This window comes from Streptomyces sp. NPDC044002 (genome assembly GCF_056434525.1).
Genome location: NZ_JBWKEZ010000099.1, coordinates 1 through 24,327, shown reverse-complemented (window position 1 = coordinate 24,327; position 24,327 = coordinate 1). Strand labels below are relative to the sequence as shown.

Here is a 24,327-nt window from a genome sequence, read left to right as displayed (position 1 = left end):
CTGGAATTTCGCTGCGCGAAATCCAGCCCCGCCGGCGTTTGAGGCGCGGGAGTCTGGGGGCGGAGCCCCCAGGAAGGGGTCCGGGGCGGAGCCCCGGGGAACGGGCGAAGGGCGGGTAGGGGACCCCGCCCCGCGCAGCGGCACGGCACCCGACCCGCCCCGGGCACCAAAAACGGGCCGGGGCCGGTGCCCCCGCAGGGGAACCGGGCCCGGCCCGTGGTGACTGCCGACGGCTACGTCAGTTGTCGTCCTCGTCGATCAGGAAGCCCCGCATGGGAGACGGCGCCTGCATCGGCTGCGGCGCAGCCGGCCGCACCGGAGCCATCGGCTGCGTCATCGCCGGGGACATCTGCTGCTGGCCGCCGTAGGACGGGCCGCCGGCCATCGGGGAGGGACCGCCCATCGGCGACGGGCCGCCCATCGGGGACGGGCCACCCATGCCCATGGCACCGGCCGGAGCCATCGACGGGGACGGCGACGGCGGCAGGGCCGGGCCGGCCGGGGTGCGCGGCGGCGCGAGGGAGTCGTCGGCCTGGGTCTCCAGCTGGCGCAGCTGCGACTCCAGGTAGGACTTCAGACGCGTACGGTACTCGCGCTCGAAGCCCCGCAGGTCCTCGACCTTGCGCTCCAGCGTGGCGCGGGCGGACTCCAGGGAGCCCATCGCGACGCGGTGCTTCTCCTGGGCGTCCCGCTCCAGCGCGTCGGCCTTGGCGCGGGCGTCCCGCTCCAGGCCCTCGGCGCGGCTGCGCGCCTCGCCGACGATCTTGTTGGCCTCGGAGCGGGCCTCCGCGATCGCCTGGTCGGCGGTCTGCTGCGCGAGCGACAGGACGCGGGCGGCGCTGTCGCCACCGGGGCCCTGCTGCGGGAGCTGCGGCTGCTGCATCTGCTGCATGGGCTGCATCTGCTGGCCCATGGGCTGCATCGGCTGCCCCATCGGCTGCATCTGCTGGCCCATCGGCTGGATCTGCTGGCCGAGCTGGTTCTGGCCGCCCATCGACTGCTGCTGCATCTGCTGCGGCATGGGCTGCTGGCCCATCTGCTGCTGCGGCGCCATCGGGTGCTGGCCGCCCATGGACTGCTGCTGCATGGGGCCGCCCATCGGGCCCGGACCCTGCGGTCCGTTCCCGCCGGGGCCCGGCGGCAGCTGCGGCTGGCCGCCCGGAAGCTGCGGCGGGCCCATCTGCGGCTGCTGCTGCTGCTGCGGCGGGCCGGATATGGCCGCCGGCACGGGGGCGCCCGGGCGCTGGTCCTGGGGTTCCGGCTTGCGCATGTTCTGCTGCTGCTGGTTCTGCGCGGCGGCACGCGTGGCAGCGGCCAGCTTGGCGCGCAGGTCCTCGTTCTCGCGCAGCAGACGGGTCAGCTCGGACTCGACCTCGTCGAGGAAGGCGTCGACCTCGTCCTCGTCATAGCCTTCTCGCAGGCGGACGGTCGTGAACTGCTTGTTCCGCACGTCCTCGGGAGTCAGCGGCATGTCTTCTTCACCTCTACGTAGTCGTCGGCAGTCGGCAGGACCGTATCGGGACTGTCCCCGCACCTGCGGGGGAGCTCATCGTTCACACGCTTCTCGCAGCGGTGCTCACGAAGCTGATGAGGATGTAAACGATGATCATCAGAACGAAGAAGGACAGGTCGAGTGCCACGCCCCCGAGACGCAACGGCGGGATGAAGCGCCGAAGAAGCTTGAGCGGTGGATCGGTGACAGTGTAGGTGGCCTCCAGAACGACCACCATCGCCTTGCCGGGTGTCCATGAACGTGCGAACTGGAACACGTAGTCCATGACCAGTCGGAAGATCAACACGATGAGGAAGCACATCAGCGCGATGTAGACCACCTGCAGTGCGACGCCCATCCCGTGCTTCCCTCTCCCCTGCTTCCGCTCTGTTCCCGGTCCCGTTTCTGACGGATCGGTCTAGCTTTGGTTGAAGAACCCGCCCTCCGCGATGCGGGCCTTGTCCTCCGCCGTGACATCGACGTTAGCAGGAGACAGCAGGAACACCTTCTGTGTCACGCGTTCAATACTGCCGTGCAGACCGAAGACGAGACCGGCGGCGAAGTCCACGAGACGCTTCGCATCCGTGTCGTCCATCTCCGTGAGATTCATGATCACCGGAGTGCCCTCACGGAAGTGTTCCCCGATGGTACGGGCCTCGTTGTAGGTCCGGGGGTGCAGCGTCGTGATGCGGTACGGCTCCCGCTCGGAGACGACCTTGGGCATGATCACGGGGGCGTTCTTCTCCAGGTTGGTGCGGTCAGGTGTGATGGATGCCACGGGGGCAATTCGCGCGGGACGTCCGTTTTCTGACGGAATTGGGAGGGGTTCGCGCGGAGCCGGCGGCTGTACAGCTCGTACCGGTTCGTCCGTTACGGGCGTTTGGTGCACCGGCTGCTGCCTACGATCCCGGTCTCGGGCCCGTTCCGGTTCCGGTTCGGGCTCGAACTCGTCATCGGGGTCGTACCCCGGGTTGTCGTACCGGTCGTCCTCCACGAGGCCGAGGTAGACCGCCATCTTGCGCATCGCGCCGGCCATTCTCCGAGTCCTCCGCTCTGTGGTGGATCGCCCTGTCGCAGGTGTCGAGTGTCCGTCAGCAAAGTAGCTGTGTCACCAAAGTCACCAACTGCCCGCGATCCACGTGGTCTGTCCGCTCATCTGCGGAAATGACCATATTTTCTGCTGTGGTCCGACTTTCTTCGCGACGTTACCCGAGCCGGGGTCTCGCGCCGAGTACCGCAGTGCCGACGCGTACATGTGTCGCACCCGCCAGCACGGCCTGCTCCAGGTCGGCGCTCATCCCGGCCGACACCATCGTGGCAGCCGGATGGGCCTCGCGCAGGCTGGATGACAATTCCATCATCCGCTCGAAGGCGGCCTGTTCGCGCCCCGCGTAGGGACCCGCCAGGGGGGCGACGGTCATGAGACCGTCGATCCGCAGACCCGGCGCGGCCGCGACGAGGTCCGCCAACTCCGCCATCAGGTCCGGTGCGGCGCCGCCGCGGGCCCCGCGCTCGCCCGTTTCGGCGTCGAGCGCGATCTGCACGAGGCAGCCGAGCTCGCGCCCCTGCGCCTCCGCGGCCGCCGACAGCGCGGTGACGAGCTTCGGCCGGTCGACCGACTGCACGACCTGTGCGTATCCCGCCACGGAACGGACTTTGTTCGTCTGCAACTGGCCCACGAAGTGCCAGCTCAGCGGCAGATCCGCACAGGCGGCCGCCTTGGGGGCGGCGTCCTGGTCCCGGTTTTCCGCTACATGACGGACACCCAGGTCCGCCAGCAGGCGTACGTCGCTCGCCGGGTAGGTCTTGGTGACCACGATCAGGGTCACCTCCCCCCGCTCGCGCCCGGCCGCCGCGCAGGCGGACGCGATGCGCTCCTCCACCCGCGCGAGGTTCTCCGCGAGCTCGGCCTTACGATCCGTCATTCGTCAGTCCAACCAGACATATCCGGCAAGCCGCCCGGTCACCCGGTCGCGGCGGTACGAGAAGTGGTCCCGCGACTCCAGTGTGCAGACCGGGGAGCGGTGCGCCTGCGCCACCCCCGCCTCCGCCAGCTGCGCGTGCACCCCGGCGACCACGTCGACGGCCGGTGTCCCCCAGCTGGTCTCGGCCCACGCGGCCGGCACCACCTCGGCGACCGCCTCCCGCATCTCGGCCGGCACCTCGTAGCAGCGGCCGCAGACGGCCGGGCCGGTTCGGGCGACGATGCGCGCGGGGTCGGCGCCGAGGGCGGTCATCGCCTCGACGGCGGCGGGCACCACCCCCGCGACCAGCCCGGGCCGCCCGGCGTGGGCGGCACCGGCGACCCCGGCGACGGGGTCGGCCAGCAGGACCGGCGTGCAGTCGGCGGTGAGCACCGCGAGGGCGAGCCCCCGGCGGGCGGTCACCACCGCGTCCACGGAGGGGATGCCGGCGCCCGCGGCCCAGGGGCCGTCGACCACCGCCACGTCCCGGCCGTGCACCTGGTTCATCCAGACCACCAGGTCCGGGTCGATGCCCAGGCCCTCGGCCGCGATCTTCCGGTTCGCGCGAACGGCGGCCGGGTCGTCTCCGACCGCGCCGCCGAGATTGAGCTCCTCGTACGGAACGGCGCTCACCCCGCCCCACCGGTCGGTGAAGGCGAAGTGGGCGCCGTTCTCGCTGTGCTGCCCCAGTGTCACTTCAAGAAGTCCGGTACATCCAGCTCTTCGGCCGGGCTGTCCTGGTAGGGCCGGGCCGTCGGGACCTGCGGTGCGGGGGCCACGGCCTCGACCGGGATCTCCACCGGCGCCGGGGGCTCCTCGCGGGGGGTGACCGTGCCGAGTCCGCCGAAGGCCGGGCGGACCGGCTCGGGCGCGCGGACCGGCGCGGGGGCCGGCTCCTCGCGCTTGGTGGACGCGGCGCCGATGACGTTGTCCCGGCGGGCCGGGGGCTGTCCGCCGTCGAAGCCGGCCGCGATGACGGTGACGCGGACCTCGTCGCCCAGCGCGTCGTCGATGACGGCGCCGAAGATGATGTTCGCCTCGGGGTGCGCGGCCTCGCTGACCAGCTGCGCGGCCTCGTTGATCTCGAAGAGACCGAGGTCCGAGCCGCCGGAGATGGAGAGCAGCACGCCGCGGGCGCCGTCGATGGACGCCTCCAGCAGCGGCGAGGAGATGGCCATCTCGGCGGCGGCCACCGCGCGGTCGTCGCCGCGGGCCGAGCCGATGCCCATCAGGGCCGAGCCGGCCTCGGACATCACGGACTTGACGTCGGCGAAGTCCAGGTTGATCAGGCCGGGGGTGGTGATGAGGTCGGTGATGCCCTGGACGCCGGAGAGCAGGACCTGGTCGGCCGACTTGAAGGCGTCGAGCACGCTGACCTGGCGGTCCGAGATGGACAGCAGCCGGTCGTTGGGGATGACGATGAGGGTGTCGACCTCTTCGCGGAGCTCGGCGATGCCGTCCTCCGCCTGGTTCGCGCGGCGCCGGCCCTCGAAGGTGAACGGGCGGGTGACCACACCGATCGTCAGGGCGCCGAGGGAGCGCGCGATGTTGGCGACGACGGGCGCGCCGCCGGTGCCGGTGCCGCCGCCCTCGCCGGCGGTGACGAAGACCATATCGGCCCCCTTGAGGACCTCCTCGATCTCCTCGCGGTGGTCCTCTGCCGCCTTGCGCCCGACGGCCGGGTTGGCTCCGGCGCCGAGGCCTCGGGTGAGTTCACGGCCGACGTCGAGCTTGACGTCGGCGTCGCTCATCAACAGCGCCTGGGCGTCGGTGTTGATGGCGATGAACTCGACGCCCTTGAGACCGACCTCGATCATTCGGTTGATGGCATTGACACCACCGCCGCCGACACCGATGACCTTGATGACTGCGAGGTAGTTCTGCGGTGCTGCCACGTCGAAGGCCTCTCGCCTCGAGTTACGTGTCGCCGCCTCGCGGGCCTGCGTAGCGACGACTGATGCCGAAAAGTGGGACGGTCCGTACGCGCCGACCCGAACCCTCACCCTTAAGTTTAGGGTTAGGGGTGTGTCTGTTCCCTGGACTCTTCCGAACAGGACACTAAGTCGACAAGTAGCGCGTGTTCAACGAACACGCCGAACCTCCCGTTTTTCTTTTCACCCTATGTGATCACCCGTATCGGTGGCCAACCAGGGTGCGTCGGTGTTCGACCTGACGTCAACTCCCGGACACGGCAGGTGCCGTGGGGACGCTCACGTCGAAGTGGTCGGCCTTGGGCGAGGCCTTCAGCAGGGCCGTCAGCGCCCGGCCTTTGGCCTCACCCAGTTCACCACTCCCCCAGACGACCGTGCGGCCCCTGGTGAGTTGCAGTACGACCGAATCGTACGACCGGACCGTGACCTGCAGCGTCTCCTTGGAAACGGCCTCAGGGAGGCTTCCGGCGATGCCGACGGCCTCACGCAGCAGCCGCTCGCCGTCGAAGCGGCGGGCGCTCGGGGAGCCCTCCGCCGCCAGTTCGAGGACCGGAACGTGCGCGGGTGCTTGCCGAACCGTGTCGAATCGCACACCGGAAGAGTCCACTTCGACGAACTGTCCGTCCTTCTTGATGAGCAGGACCGGTTTGCGTTCCGTCACCTTCAGGGTGATCCCGTGCGGCCAGGACCGCACCACGTCGACCGAATCGATGCGGGGCAGCCGGGCACGCACCCGGCCCGCGATCTCGTCGGTGTCGACGCTGACCAGGGGCGCGCCGACGGGCACGGCCGCGGCTCCGAGGACCTGTTCGGGGGTCAGCACCTCGGTGCCGGAGGCCGTGACCTTCTCGACGCGGAGCCAGGAGGAGCCGTAGAGCGCCCAGGTGACGCCCGCGGCGAGGAGCACGGCGGCGGCGAGGGAGGCCAGTACGCGGACCCGGCGCGGCAGTGCGCGACCGGGTCCCCGCGGGCCGGATCTCCCGGGCGGTTTCGACGACTTGGGCCGCTTGGGGGCTTTGGGTGCTTTGGCGGCGTCCGTGCCCTTGCTGCCCTTGCCTCCCCGGCCGGAAGGGCCGCGCTGTGCCGTCGTCGCTCCGGCCACTCCTGTGCCTCCTGGGTCAGCGGTTACCTGCGTGCAGCCGCAATCGCCTCGTACACGAGAGCGACGAGCAGGTCGTCGGCGTCCCGGCGGCCGAACTCGGCGGCGGCGCGGGACATCTCGTACAGGCGGTGCGGATCGGACAGCACCGGGAGGACCTGGCCGAGCACCCAGTCGGGCGTCAGCTCCGCGTCGTCCACGAGCAGGCCGCCGCCGGCCTTGACCACCGGCTGGGCGTTGAGCCGCTGTTCGCCGTTGCCGATGGGCAGCGGTACGTAGGCGGCCGGCAGTCCGACGGCGGAGAGTTCGGCGACGGTCATCGCACCCGCACGGCACAGCATCATGTCGGCGGCGGCGTACGCGAGATCCATCCGGTCCACGTACGGTACCGGCACATACGGCGGCATCCCGGGCATGTTGTCGACACGCGGCAGTTCGTTCTTCGGGCCGACCGCGTGCAGGATCTGGATCCCGGAGCGCTGGAGGGTCGGCGCGGCCTGCTGGATCACCTCGTTGAGGCGGCGGGCACCCTGGGAGCCGCCGGAGACCAGCAGCGTCGGCAGGTTGGGGTCCAGGCCGAAGGCGGCGCGGGCCTCGGGGCGGACGGCGGCCCGGTCGAGGGTGGAGATGGAGCGGCGCAGCGGGATGCCCACGTAGCGGGCGCCGCGCAGTTTGCTGTCGGGGGTGGAGACGGCGACGGCGTGCGCGTAGCGGGAGCCGATCTTGTTGGCCAGTCCGGGGCGGGCGTTGGCCTCGTGGACGATGATCGGCACCCCGAGGCGCTTGGCGGCGAGGTAGCCGGGCAGGGCCACGTAGCCGCCGAAGCCGACGACCACGTCGGCCTTGGTGCGTACGAGGATCTCCTCGGCGGCCTTGATGGTGCCGCGCAGCCGTCCGGGGACGGTGATCAGCTCCGGGGTGGGCTTGCGGGGCAGCGGCACGGCGGGGATGAGGCCCAGCTCGTAGCCGCGCTCCGGTACCAGGCGGGTCTCCAGGCCCCGTTCCGTTCCGAGGGCGGTGATGCCCACGGTCGGGTCCTGCCTGCGCAGTGCGTCCGCGAGGGCCAGCGCCGGCTCGATGTGGCCGGCGGTCCCCCCGCCGGCGAGTACGACATGCACCGAAATTCACCGCTCTCCGGACGGACGCCTCTTGACGCGCCGTCTCATCGACTTCCATATCGGCCCGCTCCGCTTCCAGCCGGCTCTCGGCTGTCGCATCGCGAGCGCCGCCCGCGCCGCCGGTTCCTCCCGCGCGAACGCGATGAGCAGTCCGACCGCGAACATGGTCGGCAGCAGGGCCGACCCTCCGTAGGAGAACAGCGGGAGGGGGACCCCGGCGATCGGCAGCAGGCCGAGCACCGCACCGATGTTGATCACGGCCTGGGCCGTGATCCAGGTGGTCACGCCTCCCGCGGCATACCGTACGAAGGAGTCCTCCGTGCGTCCGGCCACGCGGATACCCGCATAGCCTAGAGCCGCGAACAGGGCGAGCACCGACAGCGTCCCTGCCAGGCCCAGTTCCTCACCGGTGATGGCAAAGATGAAGTCGGTGTGGGCTTCCGGCAGTTGGCCCCATTTTTCCACACTCGCCCCGAGACCGGAACCGAACCATCCGCCGGACGCGAGGGCGTAGATCCCGTGGACGGCCTGCCAGCAGAGGTCGTTCTTGCCCGGTTCCGTCGCCCCCAGGCAGGCGAGCCGGTCCATGCGGTGCGGGCTGGTCTTGATGAGCAGTGCGACGATCACACCCGCGAAGGCGAGCACGCCCACGAACAGCCTCGTCGGCGCCCCGGCCAGCCACAGCAGGCCGAACAGGACGGCCCCGAGGATCATCGCGGTGCCCATGTCCCCGCCGAGCATGATCAGCCCGAGCAGCAGGAAGGCCACCGGGACCAGCGGCACCAGCAGGTGCTTCCACTGGGTCAGCAGCCCCTTGTCGCCCTTGCGGGCCAGCAGGTCGGCGCCCCACAGGATCAGCGCGAGCTTGCCGAACTCGCTGGGCTGGAGCATGAACGGGCCGCCGAGGGAGATCCAGTTCTGGTTGCCGTTGATAGAGACCCCTATCCCGGGGACCTGGACCAGGACCATCAGGAACAGGGTGCCGGCGAGCACCGGGTAGGACAGCGCCCGGTGCAGCTTGACCGGCATCCGGGAGGCGGCGAAGAGCAGGACGCCGCCGATCAGGGCGGCCAGGAACTGCTTCTTGAAGAAGTAGGCGTCACCCAGGCCCAGCTGGAGCGCCTTGATCATGGAGGCCGAGTAGACCATCACCAGCCCGAGCACGGTGATGAGCAGCGAGCTGCCGAAAATCAGGTAGTACGCCGTGAGTGGGCGGTCCCAGGCCTTGCTCAACTGCCGCTGCGTACGCCGCAGCCCGGACAGCGGCCCGCGCCCGGCGGGCCGTTTGGCCCCGCCCGCCGGGCGTTTGCGGCCCTGCGCCTTGACGGCGGCGGGCCGCCGCCCCGGCAGCATCTGCTTGGCCGGCATCTGTGATCTTCCCCTCCACTCGTGCGGGGCGAGCAGCCGGCCGGAGGGAACCTGTGACGGCGCCTCGGCCTAGGCCGTGTCCGCGGCACTCCCGGAGGCCAGTTCGCGCACCGCGTCGGCGAACGCGTCCCCACGCTTGTTGTAGTTCGCGAACATGTCCATCGACGCACACGCGGGCGCCAGCAGGACCGTGTCCCCGGGCTCCGCGAGCCGGGCCGCTTCCCGGACCGCTGCGAGCATCGCCCCAGTGTCGGTCCGTTCGAGGTCGGTCACCGGGACCTCGGGCGCGTGTCGCGCCAGCGCCTCGGCGATCAGCGCCCGGTCGGCACCCATCAGCACGACCCCGCGCAGCCGCTTCGCGGACTTCTGGACGAGCTCGTCGAAGGTCGCGCCCTTGGCGAGGCCCCCGGCGATCCAGACGACCGGTTCGAAGGCCGCCAGGGAGGCCTCCGCGGCGTGCGTGTTGGTGGCCTTGGAGTCGTCGACGTAGCGGACCCCGTCGACCTCGTCCACGAACGCTACGCGGTGCGCGTCGGGGCGGAAGTCCCGCAGCCCGTCCCGGACCGCGCGCGGCTCGACGCCGAAGGCGCGGGCCAGGGCCGCCGCCGCGAGGGCGTTGGCGATGTTGTGCGGGGCCGGCGGGTTGACGTCGTCGACGTGCGCCAGCTCCTGGGCGTTCTTCTGCCGGTTCTGCACGAACGCCCGGTCCACGAGGATCCCGTCGACCACGCCGAGCATGGAGGGGCCGGGGGCGCCGAGGGTGAAGCCGATCGCCCGGCAGCCCTCCTCGACGTCGGCCTCCTCGACCAGGCGCTCGGTGGCCGGGTCGGCGACGTTGTAGACGCAGGCGATGGTGTTGCCCTCGTAGATGCGGCCCTTGTCGGCGGCGTACGCCTCCATGGAGCCGTGCCAGTCGAGGTGGTCCGGGGCCAGGTTGAGCACGGCCGCGGAGTGGGCGCGCACCGAGGGGGCCCAGTGCAGCTGGTAGCTGGAGAGCTCGACGGCGAGCACGTCGTACTGCTCGTCGCCGGTCACCACGTCGATGATGGGGGTGCCGATGTTGCCGACGGCGGCGGTCTTCAGACCGGCCGCCCTCAGGATCGAGGCCAGCATCTGGGTGGTGGTGGTCTTGCCGTTGGTGCCGGTGATGGCGAGCCAGGGGGCCGCCCCCTCGCCGCGCAGCTGCCAGGCGATCTCGACGTCGCCGACGACGTCCACGCCGGCCTTGGCGGCAGCCAGGAAGAGCGGGCTGTCGGGCTTCCAGCCCGGCGAGGTCACGACCAGCTCGGTGCCCTCGGGGAGGGTCTCGGCGTCGCCGAGGCGTACGGAGACGCCCTTGGCCTCCGCCTCCAGCTCCGCGGCCCGGGCCCGGTGGCCCTCGCTGTCGCCGCCGTCGACGACCGTCACGACGGCGCCGAGGCCGGCCAGGGCGCGGGCGGCGCTGATGCCGCTCACGCCGAGACCGGCGACGGTGATGTTCCTGTCCTGCCAGGAGGTCACTTGTCTGCTGCCCATCCCGCGTAGAAGAGACCGAGACCGACGATCACGCACATGCCCTGGATGATCCAGAAGCGGACCACGACGAGGACTTCGGACCAGCCCTTGAGTTCGAAGTGGTGCTGGAGCGGGGCCATCCGGAAGACGCGCTTCCCGGTCAGCTTGAAGGAGCCGACCTGGATGACGACCGACATCGTGATGAGCACGAAGAGGCCGCCGAGGAGGGCCATCAGGAACTCCGTGCGGGAGCAGATGGCCAGGCCCGCGAGGGCACCGCCCAGCGCGAGCGAACCGGTGTCGCCCATGAAGATCTTGGCGGGCGAGGTGTTCCACCACAGGAAGCCGAAGCAGGCGCCCATGAGGGCGGAGGCGACGACCGCGAGGTCCAGCGGGTCGCGCACCTCGAAGCAGGCGTTCGGGTTGGTGAGGTCGACCGCGTTGGCGCAGGACTCCTGGAACTGCCAGACGCCGATGAAGGTGTAGGCGCCGAAGACCATCACGGCGGCACCCGTCGCGAGGCCGTCCAGGCCGTCGGTCAGGTTCACGCCGTTGGACATGGCCAGGATCATGAACAGGGCCCAGACCACGAACAGCACCGGGCCGATCGACCAGCCGAAGTCCGTGACGAACGACAGCTTGTCGGAGGCCGGGGTCAGTCCGCGGGAGTCCTTGAACTGGAGGGCGAGCACCGCGAAGGCGATGCCGACGATCAGCTGGCCGGCCATCTTGGCCTTGGCCCGCAGACCGAGCGAACGCCGCTTGACGATCTTGATGTAGTCGTCGAGGTAGCCGACGAGGCCCATTCCCGCCATCAGGAACAGGACCAGCAAGCCCGAGAAGGACGGCGACTCGCCGGTGATGACCTTCGTCAGGGCGTACGCGATGAGCGTCGCCAGGATGAAGGAGATACCGCCCATGGTGGGCGTGCCCTTCTTCCCGGCGTGGCCGCGGGGGCCGTCGTCGCGGATGAACTGGCCGTAGCCCTTCCGGGCCAGCAGCTTGATCAGCAGCGGCGTGCCGATCACGGTCAGGAACATGCCGATGACACCGGCGAACAGGATCTGCCTCATCGGTCGGCGACCCCGCCCTCGCGCTCCAGCAACGCCAGCGCGACCCGCTCCAGGCCGACCGACCTGGAAGCCTTCACCAGCACGACGTCCCCCGGGCGCAGTTCACTGCGCAACAGGTCGACCGCCGCCTGCGCGTCGGACACGAGCACCGACTCCTCACCCCACGAACCCTCGTTATATGCGCCCAGTTGCAGCCAGGACGCTTCCCTGCCCCCGACTGCCACGAGCCTGCTCACGTTGAGCCGGACGGCAAGCCGCCCCACCGCGTCGTGTTCGGCCAGCGATGCGTCGCCGAGCTCGGCCATGGGGCCGAGCACCGCCCACGTACGTCCCCCGTCCGCCTTGCCGGCCTCCCCCATCGCGACGAGTGCGCGCAGGGCGGCCCGCATGGACTCCGGGTTCGCGTTGTAGGCGTCGTTGACGATCGTCACGCCGTCCTCGCGCTCGGTGACCTCCATCCGCCACCGGGACAGCGTGCCCGCTCCGGAGAGCGCTGTGGCGATCTCCTCGGCCGGCATGCCCAGGACATGGGCGACGGCGGCCGCGGCGAGCGCGTTCGACACGTGGTGCTCACCGTACAGCCGCAAGGTCACATCGCTGCACCCGGTCGGTGTGTGGAGTGTGAAGGAGGCCTGTCCCGCGGGCGTCATCCGGACCTCGGTGGCGCGTACGTCGGCGTCCTCGGCCTCGCCGAAGAGGACCGTACGGGCCTTCGTGCGGGCGGACATGGCGCGCACGAGCAGGTCGTCGGCGTTGAGTACGGCGACGCCGCCCTCGGCCTCGGACGGCAGCGCCTCGACCAGCTCTCCCTTGGCCTGGGCGATGGCCTCGCGGCCGCCGAACTCGCCGATGTGGGCGGTGCCGACGTTCAGGACGAGGCCGATGCGCGGCGGGGTCAGGCCGGTCAGGTAGGCGATGTGGCCGATGCCGCGGGCGCCCATCTCCAGGACCAGGTGGCGGGTTTCCGCGGTGGCCTTCAGCGCGGTGAGCGGCAGGCCGATCTCGTTGTTGAGGGAGCCGGGCGTCCACACCGTGGGCGCGTGGTGCTGGAGCACCTGGGCGATGAGGTCCTTGGTGGAGGTCTTGCCGGCGGAGCCGGTCAGGGCGACCACGTCGGTGCCGAGACGTTCGACGACGGTGCGGGCGAGGGCGCCGAGCGCCTTCTCCACGTCGGGCACCACGATCGCCGGTACGCCGACGGGCCGGGCGGCGAGGACGGCGGCGGCGCCGGCGGCGACGGCGCGCTCGGCGTAGTCGTGGCCGTCGACGTGCTCGCCCTCGAAGGCGGCGAAGAGGCTGCCGGGCTCCACCTGGCGGGAGTCGATGACGACGGGTCCGCCGATCCGCACCGACGGATCCGGTATGTCGTGGGGCCGCCCGCCGGTGATGTCGGCGATCTCGGCGAGGGTAAGGGCGATCACTGGTCCACCTCGGCCTGTCGGGCGCTGAGCTGCTGGTTCTCGATGGCCGCGCGGAGCACGGCGCGGTCGTCGAAGGGGCGTACGACGCCGGCGGTGTCCTGGCCCTGCTCGTGGCCCTTGCCGGCGACGAGGACGGTGTCGCCGGCCTCGGCGCGCGCGACGGCGGCGGCGATGGCCGCGGCCCGGTCGGCGTCGACGAGGACGGCGGCGCGCTCCTCGGCGGGGACGGAGACGGCGCCCTCGAACATCGCGGCGAGGATCTTCAGGGGGTCCTCGGAGCGCGGGTTGTCGGAGGTCAGGACGGCGGTGTCGGCGAAGCGGGCCGCGGCGGCGCCCATCGGGGCGCGCTTGGTGGTGTCGCGGTCGCCGCCGCAGCCGAGGACGATGTGCAGCTTGCCGGTGGTGACCTCGCGCAGGGCGCGCAGCACCGACTCGACGGCGTCCGTCTTGTGGGCGTAGTCGACGACGGCCAGGTACGGCTGTCCCGCGTCGACGCGCTCCAGGCGGCCGGGGACCCCGGGGACCGCGGCGACGCCGTCGGCGGCGGTCTGCGGGTCGAGGCCGGCGGCGGCGAGCGTGACGATCGCGGCGACGGTGTTGGCGACGTTGAACGGGCCGGGCAGCGGGGCCTTGGCCCGTACGCGCTGTCCTTCGGGCCCGACCAGGGTCAGGGTGGAGTCCATGTGGCCGCTGACCACGTCCTCGGCGCGCCAGTCGGCGGCCGGGTCGCCGGCGGCGGAGAAGGTGACGACCGGGATCGGCGACTCCTTGGCGAGGCGGCGGCCGTACTCGTCGTCGAGGTTGACGACGCCGAGGCGGGCCCGGCGCTCGGTGAAGAGCTGCGCCTTGGCCTGGAAGTAGTCCTCCATGCCGGTGTGGAACTCCATGTGTTCCGGGCTCAGGTTGTTGAAGACGGCGACGTCGAAGACGCAGCCGTCGACCCGGCCCAGGACCAGGGCGTGGCTGGAGACCTCCATGGCGACGGCCTCGACGCCGCGTTCGCGCATGACGGCGAACAGGGCCTGGAGGTCGGTGGCCTCGGGGGTGGTCCGCTCGGACTTGATGCGCTCGTCGCCGATGCGCATCTCGACGGTGCCGACGAGTCCGGTGGTGCGTCCCGCCGCGCGCAGTCCGCCTTCGACGAGGTACGCGGTGGTGGTCTTCCCGGAGGTGCCGGTGATGCCGAGCTGGAGCAGGGCCTCACCTGGCCGGCCGTAGATCTCGGCGGCGAGCTCGCCCATCCGGCCGCGCGGGTCGGCGACGGCCAGGACCGGCAGGCCGGTCGCGGCGGCGCGCTCGGCACCCTCCGGGTCGGTCAGCACGGCGGCGGCGCCGAGGGCGGCCGCCTGGGCGGCGAAGTCCGCACCGTGCAGCCGGGCGCCGGGCAGGGCCGCGTACAGGTCGCCGGGGCGTACCGCACGGGAGTCGTGCGTGATGCCGGTGATCTGAGCGGCGCCGGACTCGGGCAGACCCAGCAGGGTGGCCAGCTCGCCCAGGGGGGTCGGGCGGGCGGACACGGGCCGGGGCGCTCCCGGCGGCGCTGCCGGGGCGTCTTTCTGGGCGGTTCTGGGCTGATCAGCGTGGGGCACGGCGGTGAGCGTACCGGGCGCGGCGGGCCGCTCGCGAAGCGAGGGCCCCGCTTCGGCGCCGGCGGCCGTCTGGTTCCCCGGTTCCGGGGTGATCGTTGTCACTGGTCGTGCCTCGCGCTCTGGTGGCTGGACGGTCGGTTCACGGCCCGGGCTGGGGACCGGTCGGGGCGCTGCTCGGGGCGGGTGGCGGCGGGGCCGCCTCGTAGGTCACGGGCAAGCCGGCGGGGGCCGTTCCGGTGGGTGCGACCTGGAGGGTCTTGAGGGCGAACTCCATGACCGTCTTGTAGATCGGGCCGCAGATCTGGCCGCCGAAGTAGCTGCCCTTGGTGGGGTTCTGGATGGCGCAGTAGACGGTGATGCGGGGGTTGTCGGCGGGGGCGAATCCGGCGAAGGAGGCGGTGTAGCCCTTGTAGCGGCCGGTGGCCGGATCCACCCGGTTGGAGGTGCCGGTCTTTCCGCCGACCCGGTAGCCGGGGATCTTCGCCTTGGTGCCGGTGCCCTCCTGGTCGTCGACGACGGATTCGAGCATCTCGGAGAGGGTCTTGGCGGTTTCGGCGCTGATCACCCTGGACTGTTCGGGGGCCGGGGCCGGGGTGAAGCGGCCGTCGGGGCCCTTGGTGCCGCGGACCAGGGTCGGGGTGATGCGGACGCCGCCGTTGGCGATGGTGGAGTACACGGAGGCGGCCTGCATGGCGTTGAGGGACAGGCCCTGGCCGAAGGGGATCGTGTACTGCTGGGAGGTGGACCAGGCCTCGGGCTTGGCGAGGATGCCCCGGGACTCGCCGGGGTAGTTCAGGCCGGTGGGGCGTCCGATGCCGAACTTGTCCAGGTAGGAGTAGAGGACCCGGTTCGCCTCGGACTGGGTGGCGCCGAGCTGGCCGGTGGCCAGGATGGTGCCGATGTTGGAGGACTTGGCGAGGACCCCGTTGAGGGTCAGGTACCAGGTCGGGTGGTCGACGTCGTCCTTGAAGAGCCGGTCGCCGCGGTGGAGCCGGTTGGGGACCTCGACGCGGGTGTCGGGGCGGGCCTTCTTCTCCTCCAGGACGGCGGCCATCGACATGACCTTGGCGGTGGAGCCGGGCTCGTACACGTCCTGGAGCGCGGCGTTGCCCATCGCTGCGGAGCGGGCCCGGGTCAGGTCGTTGGGGTCGAAGCCGGGGGCGTTGGCCATGGCCAGCACCTCGCCGGTGCGGGTGTCCTGGACGATGACGTAGCCGCGGTCGGCGCCGGACTTCTCGACCTGTTCGGCGATGGCGCTCTGCGCGGCCCACTGGATGTCGCGGTCGATGGTCAGCTCGATGTCGTCGCCGGGCACGGCGGGCTTCTCGCTGGATCCCGCGGTGGGGACGCGGCGGCCGCCGGACTGGGCGTAGGTCAGTTCGCCGTCCTTGCCGGCGAGCTTCTTGTCGAGGGCGGACTCCAGGCCGCCGCCGCCCTTGCCGTCGGCGTTGACGTAACCCAGTATCCCGGCGGCGAGGTCGCCGTTCGGGTACACGCGCTTGCTGCTGACCTCGTTGAAGACGCCGGCGATGACGTTGGCGCCGGGGCCGTTCTTCTTCTTGTCGGCGGCCGCCTTGTCGGCGAAGAGCTTCTTGAGGTCCTTGATCTGGTTCCAGACCTGGGGGGTCTGGCGGCGGGCCAGGATCACGTAGCGGCTGTTCTTGGTCTGGAGGCGCTTGGCGAGCTCCGCGGGGTCCGCTCCGAGGATGGGCGCGAGGAGGGCCGCGGCCTGCTGGGGGGCGTCGGGGGCCTTGCTCTCCTGCGGGGTGAACATCTTCGGGTCGGCGGTGATGTCGTACGCGTCGACGCTGGTGGCCAGGGCCACGCCCTTGCGGTCGGTGATCTCCCCGCGCTCGGCGGCCAGGGTGTGGCTGGCGAAGCGGTTCTCGGTGGCCTTGGCGGAGTACGCGGAGGCGTCGACGGCCTGCACCTGGAGGAGCCGGACGACGAAGGCGAGCATGACGAGGGTGAGCCCGACGCCGACGAGGCGCAGCCGGGGCTTCGGGTTCCCGAGCCGAATGGTGTGCGGTGGCCCTGGCCGGGCGTTGACCCTGGCCCGCGGCACGGCCGCCTTGGGGCTCACCGCGGCACCCCGCCGCACGCCGCGGGAGCCGGGGGCGTCACACCCCTGGGGCTCCGCCCCGGGCCCCGGGCCTCAAGCTCCGGCGGGGCCGGGAACACACCGCCGACCGGGCCCCGGGTCCGGGCGGCGCCCGGCCGACCAGCCCCGCCGGCGATTGAGGCGCGGGTCCGGGCGGCGCCCGGGGAACGGTGGAAGGGCGGGGCGGGGAGTTGCCCCGCAGGGGTCCGCGTCACGACGTCACCTGCCTGGCGTAGGGGTGGGCTGCGGGGTCCCGCTGGGGGCCGGGGCCTGGGCCGGGTTCTGGCCCGGGGCGGCGGCCGGGGCCGAGGGGGCGGGCGAGCCCGGGGCGGCACTCGGCGGGGCGGGCGGAGCAGGCGGCGGCGCGGGGGCCTCCGCCGGTGCCGGGGTGCCCGCGGTCTTGCCGTCCGGGCCGAGGAAGACGGGGCTGCCCCCGGGCACCAGGCCCAGCTCGCGCGCCCGCCGCTGGAGCGCGTCCGGCGCCGAGTACGCGTCCACGTCCCGCTGGAGCGCCTGCTGCTCGTCCGTCAGCGCGGTGGTCTCCTTCTTCAGCCGGCTCAGCTGGAAGGAGCCCTCGTTCAGCGCCGAGTTCAGCAGCAGCAGGCTGATCAGCCCGCCCGCGAGCAGCGCCACCACCAGCAGGACGAACGGCATCCGCGCCGCGCCGCCCCCGCCCTGCGGCCTCGGCCGGGCGGCGCCGCCCGCGCGGGCCTTGGTCACAGCCGCGCCTCGCGGATGCGCTCGACGCCCCGGAACCGGGCCGGGGCGGCCCGCCGGTTCTCGGCGATCTCCTCCTCGGTCGGCAGCTCCGCGCCGCGCGTCAGCAGCTTCAGCTTCGGCTGGTACTTCTCCGGGACGACCGGCAGCCCCGGCGGGGCCGTGGAGGTGGCGCCGGCGGCGAAGACCTGCTTCACGAGACGGTCCTCCAGGGAGTGGTACGAGAGCACCGCGATCCGGCCGCCGACGGCGATCCGGTCGACCGCCGCCGGAATGGCCCGCTCCAGCCCGGAGAGCTCTCCGTTGACCTCGATGCGCAGGGCCTGGAAGGTCCGCTTGGCCGGGTTGCCGCCGGTGCGCTTGGCCGCCTGCGGCAGGGCGTCGCGGATCAGCTCCACGAGGCGCGCGCTGTTGGAGAAGGGCTCCTTCTCCCGTTCCCGCACGATCGCGGACACGATCCGCTTGGCCTGCTTCTCCTCGCCGTACTGGCGCAGGATCCGCACCAGCTCGCCGGGGGCGTAGGTGTTGAGGACCTCGGCGGCGCTGACGCCGGTCGTCTGGTCCATGCGCATGTCCAGCGGCGCGTCCTGGGCGTACGCGAACCCGCGGTCGGCCTCGTCGAGCTGCATGGAGGAGACGCCGAGGTCGAAGAGGATGCCCTGGACGGCCGGGAGCCCCAGGTTGTCGAGCACCTCGGCGAGGTCGGCGTAGATCGCGTGGACGAGCGTGGCCCGGTCGCCGAAGGGCGCGAGCCGCTCCCCGGAGAGCCTCAGGGCCTCCTTGTCGCGGTCGAGGCCGATCAGTCGTGCCTCGGGGAACCGGGTCAGCAGGGCCTCGCTGTGGCCGCCGAGGCCGAGGGTGCAGTCGACGACGACGGCCCCCGGCCTCTCCAGCGCCGGGGCCAACAGGTCCAGGCACCGCTGGAGCATCACCGGGACATGTCGGGACTCGCTAGTCAAAGCGCCCTCTCAGATAACGGCGCGGCAGGCATACGCCGCGCCGCGCACGCGGAGTGTTACCAGGGGGCCGGGCGGCCGGTGAGGGCCGGGCTCCGGCCGGTTCGCGTCACTTTAGTGCAACGGTCGCCGCGGTCAACGAACCGCCCCGCGCCCGGTGCGCCCTTCCCCGGGACAAAGCCCAAAAGCCGCGAATCACCCGAACAGCGGCCCCCGTCTCACTCCTGTGGGTTAGCTCACAACAAGGCTCGTTGACCTTCTTTGTCCACCCTCACTCAATGCCACTCCGAGCTGTGACCACTAACGTCATAACCATGACGACTTCCGCATCCCTGCCCGCCCGCCCCACGCCCCAGGCATCGAGCGGCGAAACCGTCACCGACCGGCTGGTGGCAGCCAACCAGCGCTACGCCGCCGAGTTCACCGACCCCGGCATGGACGCCCGCCCCGTCCTGCACGTGGCCGTCGTGGCCTGCATGGACGCCCGCCTCGACCTGCACAAGGCCCTGGGCCTGGAGCTCGGCGACTGCCACACCATCCGCAACGCCGGCGGCGTCGTCACCGACGACACCATCCGCTCGCTCACCATCAGCCAGCGGGCCCTCGGCACCCGCTCGGTCATACTCATCCACCACACCGGCTGCGGCCTCGAAAGCCTGACCGAGGACTTCCGGCACGAGCTGGAGGACGAGGTCGGCCAGCGCCCCGCCTGGGCCGTGGAGTCCTTCCGCGACGTCGACCAGGACGTCCGCCAGTCCATGCAGCGGGTCCGGACGAACCCGTTCCTGCTCCACAAGGACGATGTGCGAGGCTTCGTCTTCGACGTGCACACCGGGCTCCTGCGCGAGATCGATCCGGCCACCTGAGTGACAGACCCGGCGGACGCCGTCAAGAATGCGGGGAGACGTCGCCCGGAACCCCTCCGGGACGGTGTCCGTGTTTCGGGGTGGGCCGGTTCATGCGCCAACGGCGCCGGCCCGGAGAAAGGGCCGAGGAGAACCAGGTGACCACGTACGACGACCGAGCGAGCCTCGCTGATCTGACCAGCACGGCCGAGCGGGTCCGCCGGTCGGTCGAAAGCGTGATCGAGGGCAAGCCCGAGGTCGTACGGCTCGCACTGACCGTGCTGCTGGCCGAGGGGCACCTCCTGATCGAGGACGTCCCCGGCGTCGGCAAGACGATGCTGGCCAAGACGCTCGCCAAGTCCATCGACTGCTCGGTCCAGCGCATCCAGTTCACGCCGGACCTGCTGCCCTCGGACATCACCGGCGTCAGCATCTACGACCAGCAGCGCCGCGAGTTCGAGTTCAAGCCCGGCGCGATCTTCGCGCAGATCGTCATCGGCGACGAGATCAACCGCGCCTCCCCCAAGACCCAGTCCGCGCTGCTGGAGTCGATGGAGGAGCGCCAGGTCACCATCGACGGCACCACCTACGCCCTGCCCAGCCCGTTCATGGTCGTCGCCACCCAGAACCCGGTCGAGATGGAGGGCACCTACCCCCTCCCCGAGGCCCAGCGCGACCGCTTCATGGCCCGCGTCTCCGTCGGCTACCCCAGCCCCGAGGCCGAGCTCCAGATGCTCGACGTGCACGGCGGGCCCTCCCCGCTCGACGACCTCACCGCCGTCGCGCACGCCCACGACGTGGTCAAGCTGATCGAAGCCGTCCGCGAGGTGTACGTCGCCGCGCCCGTACGCCGCTACGTGGTCGACCTGGTCTCGGCCACCCGCAGCCACCCGGAGCTGCGCCTCGGCGCCTCGCCCCGCGCGACCCTGCACCTGCTGCGCGCCGTCAAGGCCTCCGCGGCCCTGTCCGGCCGGGACTACGTCCTGCCCGACGACGTCCAGCAGCTGGCCGCCCCCGTCCTCGCGCACCGGCTGCTGCCCACCGCGCAGGCGCAGCTGAACCGGCGCACCGCCGAGCAGGTCGTCCACGACATCCTCCAGCGCACCCCCGTCCCCGCCGCGCACCACCGCGGCGAGATGCCGCCCGGCGCGGCCGCCCGGAGCTTCTGATGCCGGCCGGTGCCCCGCACGGCGCCGGCGGGCAGGTCAGGGACCCCGGCGGGCTGCGCGCCTCGCTGGCCGGGCTGACCACCCGGGGCCGCTCGTTCCTGGCCGCCGGCGCCGCCGCAGCCGTCTGCGCGTACGTACTGGGCCAGGGCCAGCTGCTGCGGGTCGGGCTGCTGCTCGTCGTGCTCCCCCTGATCTGCGTCCTCGCCCTGCACCGCACCCGCCACCGGGTCACCGCGACCCGCCGCCTGACCCCGCCGCGGGTGCCCGCCGGCGGGGAGGCCCGGGTGCAGCTGCGGCTGGAGAACGTCTCCCGGGTCCCCACCGGACTGCTGATGCTCCAGGACCGGGTGCCCTACGTCCTCGGCCCGCGGCCCCGCTTCGTACTGGACCGGGTCGAGTCCGGCGGCCGCCGCGAGGTCTCGTACCGGGTCCGCTCCGACCTGCGCGGCCGCTACCCCCTCGGCCCCCTCCAGCTGCGCCTGACCGACCCCTTCGGGCTGGTCGAGCTGACCCGCTCCTTCACCGCCTACGACACCCTCACCGTCGTCCCGCGCACCCAGCCCCTGCCCGCCGTCCGGATGACCGGCGAGGCCGGCGGCTACGGCGACGGCAGCCGCCGCTCGCTCGCCCTGGCCGGCGACGACGACGTGATCCCGCGCACCTACCGGCGCGGCGACGACCTGCGCCGGGTCCACTGGCGCTCCACCGCCCGCTACGGCGAGCTGATGGTGCGCCGCGAGGAGCAGCCCCAGCGCACCAAGGCCACCGTCCTGCTGGACACCCGCGACCTCGCGTACGAGGGCGCCGGCCCCGACTCCGCCTTCGAGTGGGCCGTCTCCGCCGCCGCCTCCACCCTGCTGCACGTCCTGGAGCAGGGGTTCTCGGTACGGCTGCTGACCGACACCGGCGACTCGGTGCCCGGCGAGGGCGGCGGCTTCTCCTCCGGCGGGACGGAATCCGCCGAGGCGGCCGGGCTGATGATGGACACCCTCGCGGTCGTCGGCCACTCCGACGGGAGCGGGCTGGGCCGCGCCTACGAAGCGGTCCGCAGCGGCGGAGCGGGCCTGGCCTCCTCCGGCGGCGACGGCCTGCTCATCGCCTTCTTCGGCGACCTGGACGAGGAGCAGACCGAGATGGCGGCCCGGATGCGGCAGCGCAGCGCGGCCGCGGTGGCGTTCGTACTGGACTCCGCGACCTGGACCGGAGCGCCCTCGCGGGCGGAGGAGCGGCTGCGCAGGCTGCGCGACGCGGGCTGGACGGCAGTGGCCGTACCGCCCGGCGCCGCCTTCGCGGAACTGTGGCGGCAGGCCGGGAACGCTCCCCTCGGCCCCGAGACCTCCGGAGGCCGGGGATGAGCGGGCGCACGCGGGTGACGCTCTTCGGAATGCTGGCGACGCTGCTGACCTCCTGGTCGCTGGCCCCGCTGGTGGAGTCCTCCGGCTGGCTGCTCCAGGCCGCCGCGCTGCTCGGCGTACAGGCCGCGGTCGGCGCGGGCGGGCGGCGGGTGCCGCTGGCCCGGTCGCTGACCGTGGCGGCACAGCTGCTGGTGTCGCTGCTGCTGCTCGCGTTCCTCTTCGCGGGCAAGGGCGAGTCCACCGGGAGCGGGCCGCTGTCCTTCCTGGTCACCGACTTCGGGGCGCTGTTCCAGCAGGGTGTGCGGGACGTGGGCGAGTTCGCCATACCGGCCCCGCTGACCGACGGCATCCGGCTGCTGCTGCTGGCCGGGGTGCTGGCGATCGGGCTGCTGGTGGACGTGCTCGCGGTGACGCTGCGGACCGCCGCGGCGGCCGGGCTGCCGCTGCTGGCGCTGTACTCGGTGGCCGCCGGGCTCTCCACCGGCCAGGGCGGCTCCTGGTTCGCCTTCCTGCTGGCCGGCGCCGGCTACCTGATGCTGCTGCTGTCGGAGGGCCGCGACCGGCTGGCCCAGTGGGGCCGGGTCTTCGGCGGCGCCCCGAGCTCCCGGGTGTCGGCGGCCTCCGGGTACGGGGGCGGCGCGGGCGGCGGCCGGGCCGTGGCACCCGTGCGCTTCGGGCGCCGGATCGGCGTGGTCGCGCTGGGCGTGGCCGTGGCGGTGCCGGCCGTGCTGCCGTCGCTCGGCGGCGGGCTGCTGGGCGGCCAGGCCGACGAGACGGGCGCCCCGGGCCGGGGCGGCGGCACCATCTCGGCGGTGAACCCGCTGGTCTCGCTGCAGAGCAGCCTGAACGCGCAGGACAACCGCGTGGTGCTGAAGTACCGCACGGACAGCCCCCAGCTCGGCGAGCAGTACCTGCGGATCCTGGCGCTGGACGAGTTCAACGGCGTCAAGTGGGAGGCCTCCGGCCGCCCGCTGACCGACGTGCCCGAGCGGCTGCCGAACCCGACGGGGCTCGGCGACCGGGTGCGCGAGGGCGCGACCGAGGTGCGGACCTCCGTCTCGGCCGCCGAGACGTACGCCCAGCGCTACCTGCCGATGCCGTACCCGGCCACGCAGATCGACATCGCCGGCAAGTGGCGGTACGAGCCCGCGGGCCGGACCCTGGTCGGCGACCAGCTGGGCAAGGACCGCTTCCAGAACGTGCAGGGCGCGCAGTACACCGTACGCAGCCTGCTGCTGCGGCCCACGGCCGCGCAGCTCCAGGCCGCGCCGGCGCCGAACCCGCTGGTGCGGGAGGAGTACACGAAGCTGCCGGACAACCTGCCGCCGGTGGTGGCGGAGACGGCGCGGAAGGTCACCCAGGGCGCGCAGGACGACTACACGCGGGCCGTCCGGCTCCAGGACTTCTTCGCGGTGAACGGCGGCTTCCGCTACGACACCAAGGTGTCGTCGGGGACGGGCTCGCAGGCCATCGCCCGCTTCCTGGCGGACAAGGAGGGCTTCTGCGTCCACTTCGCCTTCTCGATGGCGGCGATGTCCCGTTCTCTGGGCATCCCGGCGCGGGTCGCGGTCGGTTTCACCCCGGGCGAGAAGCAGGCCGACGGCAGCGTGAACGTCTCGATGCGCGACGCCCACGCCTGGCCGGAGCTGTACTTCGAGGGCGTGGGCTGGACCCGGTTCGAGCCGACGCCCCGCTCGGGCATCTCGCTGCCGGACTACAGCCGCCCCGAGGCCCCGGCCCCGCAGCCGTCCGCGCCCTCCGCGCTGCCCTCGCAGTCCGCGTCGGCCCCGGCGCCCATGCCCTCGCAGGCCGAGGCGTGCCCGCCCGAGCTGAAGAAGCTCGGCGAGTGCGGGGTGCCCGCCGCCCAGCAGAACACCGGCGGGGGCGCCGGCGGCTTCCCGCTGGGCGCGGTCCTCGGCTGGACCGGTGCCGCTCTGGTGGCCCTGGCGCTCCTGCTGCTGCCGCTGCTGTGGCGCCGCCGGGTCCGCGAGCGGCGGCTGGCCGGCCGGGACGTGCTGGCCGCCTGGCGGGAGCTCGGCGACAGCGCCTGGGACGTGGGCATCCCGCCCGACGAGGCGCTGTCGCCGCGCCGGGCCGCGGGCCGGGTCGTGGTCCTGGGCAAGCTGGACGGTGAGCCCGCGCAGGCGGTGCACCGGGTCGCGGGCGCGGTGGAGCGGGCGCTGTACGCCCCGCCCGGCGCGGACGTCTCGTACCCGGAGCTGGCCGCCGACGTCCGGGCGGCCGGTGCGGCCCTGCTGGCCGCCGTGGGCCGCCGGGCCCGGCTGCGCGCGCTGCTGTTCCCGCGCTCGGGGGCTCGCGCCACCGCCGCGTTCTCGCTCCGCGCCGCCGCGGTCTCGTCCCGCCTGTCGTCCCTCACGGCGCGCGTCCGCCTACCCCTCCGGGGCCGCGGCTGACCTGGCCGGTCGGTGGGGGGGCCGCCGCTGCGCGGGGCCGTCCCCTACCCGCCCTTCAACCGTTCTCGCCCTCAGTCGCCGGGCGCGGCTCAATACACGGCGCTACCGCGCCCGGGGGGGGGGGGGGAGGAGGGGGGGGGGGGGGGGTGGGGGGGGGGGGGGTGGGGGGGGGGGGGGGGGGGGGGGGGGGGGGGGGAGGGGGAGGGGGGGGGTGAGCGGAG

Annotated in this window: 20 protein-coding genes; 4 read left to right on the top strand and 16 right to left on the bottom strand. The window is 72.6% G+C overall.

The annotated features are described in order from the left end of the window. Nucleotides 1–238: 238 nt before the first annotated feature. The 16 genes from AC07A6_RS38755 to rsmH form a co-directional block, all read right to left on the bottom strand. Nucleotides 239–1,471 (bottom strand): DivIVA domain-containing protein, encoded by a 1,233-nt coding sequence (locus AC07A6_RS38755; protein WP_478780249.1) that lies wholly within the window; start codon nt 1,469–1,471, stop codon nt 239–241. Nucleotides 1,472–1,553: 82 nt separating this feature from the next. Next, the gene (locus AC07A6_RS38750) at nt 1,554–1,850 is read right to left on the bottom strand and encodes a YggT family protein (RefSeq protein ID WP_030155988.1); all 297 of its coding nucleotides are present in this window, start codon (nt 1,848–1,850) and stop codon (nt 1,554–1,556) included. A gap of 60 nt (nt 1,851–1,910) precedes the next feature. After that, nucleotides 1,911–2,528 carry a cell division protein SepF gene (locus tag AC07A6_RS38745; protein WP_007263604.1) on the bottom strand — a complete coding sequence of 206 codons (618 nt, stop codon included), beginning with the start codon at nt 2,526–2,528 and terminating at the stop codon, nt 1,911–1,913. A gap of 169 nt (nt 2,529–2,697) precedes the next feature. Next, nucleotides 2,698–3,417: a YggS family pyridoxal phosphate-dependent enzyme gene (locus AC07A6_RS38740; protein ID WP_362468452.1), complete on the bottom strand. Its 720-nt coding sequence runs from the start codon at nt 3,415–3,417 to the stop codon at nt 2,698–2,700. A 3-nt stretch (nt 3,418–3,420) separates the two neighbouring features. Next, nucleotides 3,421–4,152 (bottom strand): peptidoglycan editing factor PgeF, encoded by a 732-nt coding sequence (gene pgeF / locus AC07A6_RS38735; RefSeq protein WP_362468450.1) that lies wholly within the window; start codon nt 4,150–4,152, stop codon nt 3,421–3,423. Beyond that, on the bottom strand, nt 4,149–5,351 hold the full coding sequence (gene ftsZ / locus AC07A6_RS38730; RefSeq protein WP_267035330.1) for a cell division protein FtsZ: 1,203 nt from the start codon (nt 5,349–5,351) through the stop codon (nt 4,149–4,151). The genes pgeF and ftsZ overlap by 4 nt, the downstream gene beginning before the upstream one ends. A 280-nt stretch (nt 5,352–5,631) precedes the next feature. Next, complete coding sequence (locus AC07A6_RS38725; RefSeq protein ID WP_478780248.1) at nt 5,632–6,489, bottom strand: cell division protein FtsQ/DivIB; 858 nt, start codon at nt 6,487–6,489, stop codon at nt 5,632–5,634. 23 nt (nt 6,490–6,512) lie between these two features. Continuing rightward, entirely contained in the window at nt 6,513–7,604 is a 1,092-nt protein-coding gene (gene murG / locus AC07A6_RS38720) for an undecaprenyldiphospho-muramoylpentapeptide beta-N-acetylglucosaminyltransferase (RefSeq protein ID WP_362468448.1), read from the bottom strand. A gap of 6 nt (nt 7,605–7,610) precedes the next feature. Continuing rightward, nucleotides 7,611–8,972 carry a putative lipid II flippase FtsW gene (gene ftsW / locus AC07A6_RS38715; RefSeq protein ID WP_125816847.1) on the bottom strand — a complete coding sequence of 454 codons (1,362 nt, stop codon included), beginning with the start codon at nt 8,970–8,972 and terminating at the stop codon, nt 7,611–7,613. A gap of 69 nt (nt 8,973–9,041) precedes the next feature. Next, nucleotides 9,042–10,487 (bottom strand): UDP-N-acetylmuramoyl-L-alanine--D-glutamate ligase, encoded by a 1,446-nt coding sequence (gene murD / locus AC07A6_RS38710; RefSeq protein WP_478780247.1) that lies wholly within the window; start codon nt 10,485–10,487, stop codon nt 9,042–9,044. Continuing rightward, nucleotides 10,469–11,539 carry a phospho-N-acetylmuramoyl-pentapeptide-transferase gene (mraY, locus tag AC07A6_RS38705; RefSeq protein WP_362468443.1) on the bottom strand — a complete coding sequence of 357 codons (1,071 nt, stop codon included), beginning with the start codon at nt 11,537–11,539 and terminating at the stop codon, nt 10,469–10,471. The genes murD and mraY overlap by 19 nt, the downstream gene beginning before the upstream one ends. Beyond that, nucleotides 11,536–12,960 carry a UDP-N-acetylmuramoyl-tripeptide--D-alanyl-D-alanine ligase gene (locus AC07A6_RS38700; RefSeq protein WP_386273784.1) on the bottom strand — a complete coding sequence of 475 codons (1,425 nt, stop codon included), beginning with the start codon at nt 12,958–12,960 and terminating at the stop codon, nt 11,536–11,538. The genes mraY and AC07A6_RS38700 overlap by 4 nt, the downstream gene beginning before the upstream one ends. After that, complete coding sequence (locus tag AC07A6_RS38695; RefSeq protein ID WP_478780246.1) at nt 12,957–14,651, bottom strand: UDP-N-acetylmuramoyl-L-alanyl-D-glutamate--2,6-diaminopimelate ligase; 1,695 nt, start codon at nt 14,649–14,651, stop codon at nt 12,957–12,959. The genes AC07A6_RS38700 and AC07A6_RS38695 overlap by 4 nt, the downstream gene beginning before the upstream one ends. A 37-nt stretch (nt 14,652–14,688) precedes the next feature. Further along, on the bottom strand, nt 14,689–16,650 hold the full coding sequence (locus AC07A6_RS38690; RefSeq protein ID WP_478780245.1) for a peptidoglycan D,D-transpeptidase FtsI family protein: 1,962 nt from the start codon (nt 16,648–16,650) through the stop codon (nt 14,689–14,691). A 219-nt stretch (nt 16,651–16,869) separates the two neighbouring features. After that, nucleotides 16,870–17,370: a cell division protein FtsL gene (ftsL, locus tag AC07A6_RS38685; RefSeq protein WP_478780244.1), complete on the bottom strand. Its 501-nt coding sequence runs from the start codon at nt 17,368–17,370 to the stop codon at nt 16,870–16,872. Next, complete coding sequence (rsmH, locus tag AC07A6_RS38680) at nt 17,367–18,326, bottom strand: 16S rRNA (cytosine(1402)-N(4))-methyltransferase RsmH (protein ID WP_007263617.1); 960 nt, start codon at nt 18,324–18,326, stop codon at nt 17,367–17,369. The genes ftsL and rsmH overlap by 4 nt, the downstream gene beginning before the upstream one ends. Nucleotides 18,327–18,637: 311 nt before the next feature. On the opposite strand from rsmH, the gene AC07A6_RS38675 reads away from it, so the two are divergent. From AC07A6_RS38675 to AC07A6_RS38660, 4 genes are all read left to right on the top strand, one after another. After that, complete coding sequence (locus AC07A6_RS38675) at nt 18,638–19,189, top strand: beta-class carbonic anhydrase (RefSeq protein ID WP_478780243.1); 552 nt, start codon at nt 18,638–18,640, stop codon at nt 19,187–19,189. A gap of 137 nt (nt 19,190–19,326) precedes the next feature. Then, nucleotides 19,327–20,337 (top strand): AAA family ATPase, encoded by a 1,011-nt coding sequence (locus AC07A6_RS38670; protein ID WP_007263619.1) that lies wholly within the window; start codon nt 19,327–19,329, stop codon nt 20,335–20,337. Next, the gene (locus AC07A6_RS38665; RefSeq protein ID WP_362468428.1) at nt 20,337–21,692 is read left to right on the top strand and encodes a DUF58 domain-containing protein; all 1,356 of its coding nucleotides are present in this window, start codon (nt 20,337–20,339) and stop codon (nt 21,690–21,692) included. Before AC07A6_RS38670 ends, AC07A6_RS38665 begins: the two co-directional genes overlap by 1 nt. Continuing rightward, complete coding sequence (locus tag AC07A6_RS38660; RefSeq protein WP_478780242.1) at nt 21,689–24,106, top strand: transglutaminase TgpA family protein; 2,418 nt, start codon at nt 21,689–21,691, stop codon at nt 24,104–24,106. Before AC07A6_RS38665 ends, AC07A6_RS38660 begins: the two co-directional genes overlap by 4 nt. The last annotated feature ends 221 nt before the right edge of the window (nt 24,107–24,327 follow it).

Coding starts and splice junctions, on each gene's coding strand:
- AC07A6_RS38675 (WP_478780243.1), top strand. CDS start 18,638: ATGACGACTTCCGCATCCCTGCCCGCCCGCCCCACGCCCCAGGCATCG.
- murD (WP_478780247.1), bottom strand. CDS start 10,487: ATGGGCAGCAGACAAGTGACCTCCTGGCAGGACAGGAACATCACCGTC.
- AC07A6_RS38750 (WP_030155988.1), bottom strand. CDS start 1,850: ATGGGCGTCGCACTGCAGGTGGTCTACATCGCGCTGATGTGCTTCCTC.
- AC07A6_RS38665 (WP_362468428.1), top strand. CDS start 20,337: ATGCCGGCCGGTGCCCCGCACGGCGCCGGCGGGCAGGTCAGGGACCCC.
- ftsW (WP_125816847.1), bottom strand. CDS start 8,972: ATGCCGGCCAAGCAGATGCTGCCGGGGCGGCGGCCCGCCGCCGTCAAG.
- AC07A6_RS38745 (WP_007263604.1), bottom strand. CDS start 2,528: ATGGCCGGCGCGATGCGCAAGATGGCGGTCTACCTCGGCCTCGTGGAG.
- AC07A6_RS38740 (WP_362468452.1), bottom strand. CDS start 3,417: ATGACGGATCGTAAGGCCGAGCTCGCGGAGAACCTCGCGCGGGTGGAG.
- mraY (WP_362468443.1), bottom strand. CDS start 11,539: ATGAGGCAGATCCTGTTCGCCGGTGTCATCGGCATGTTCCTGACCGTG.
- AC07A6_RS38755 (WP_478780249.1), bottom strand. CDS start 1,471: ATGCCGCTGACTCCCGAGGACGTGCGGAACAAGCAGTTCACGACCGTC.
- AC07A6_RS38660 (WP_478780242.1), top strand. CDS start 21,689: ATGAGCGGGCGCACGCGGGTGACGCTCTTCGGAATGCTGGCGACGCTG.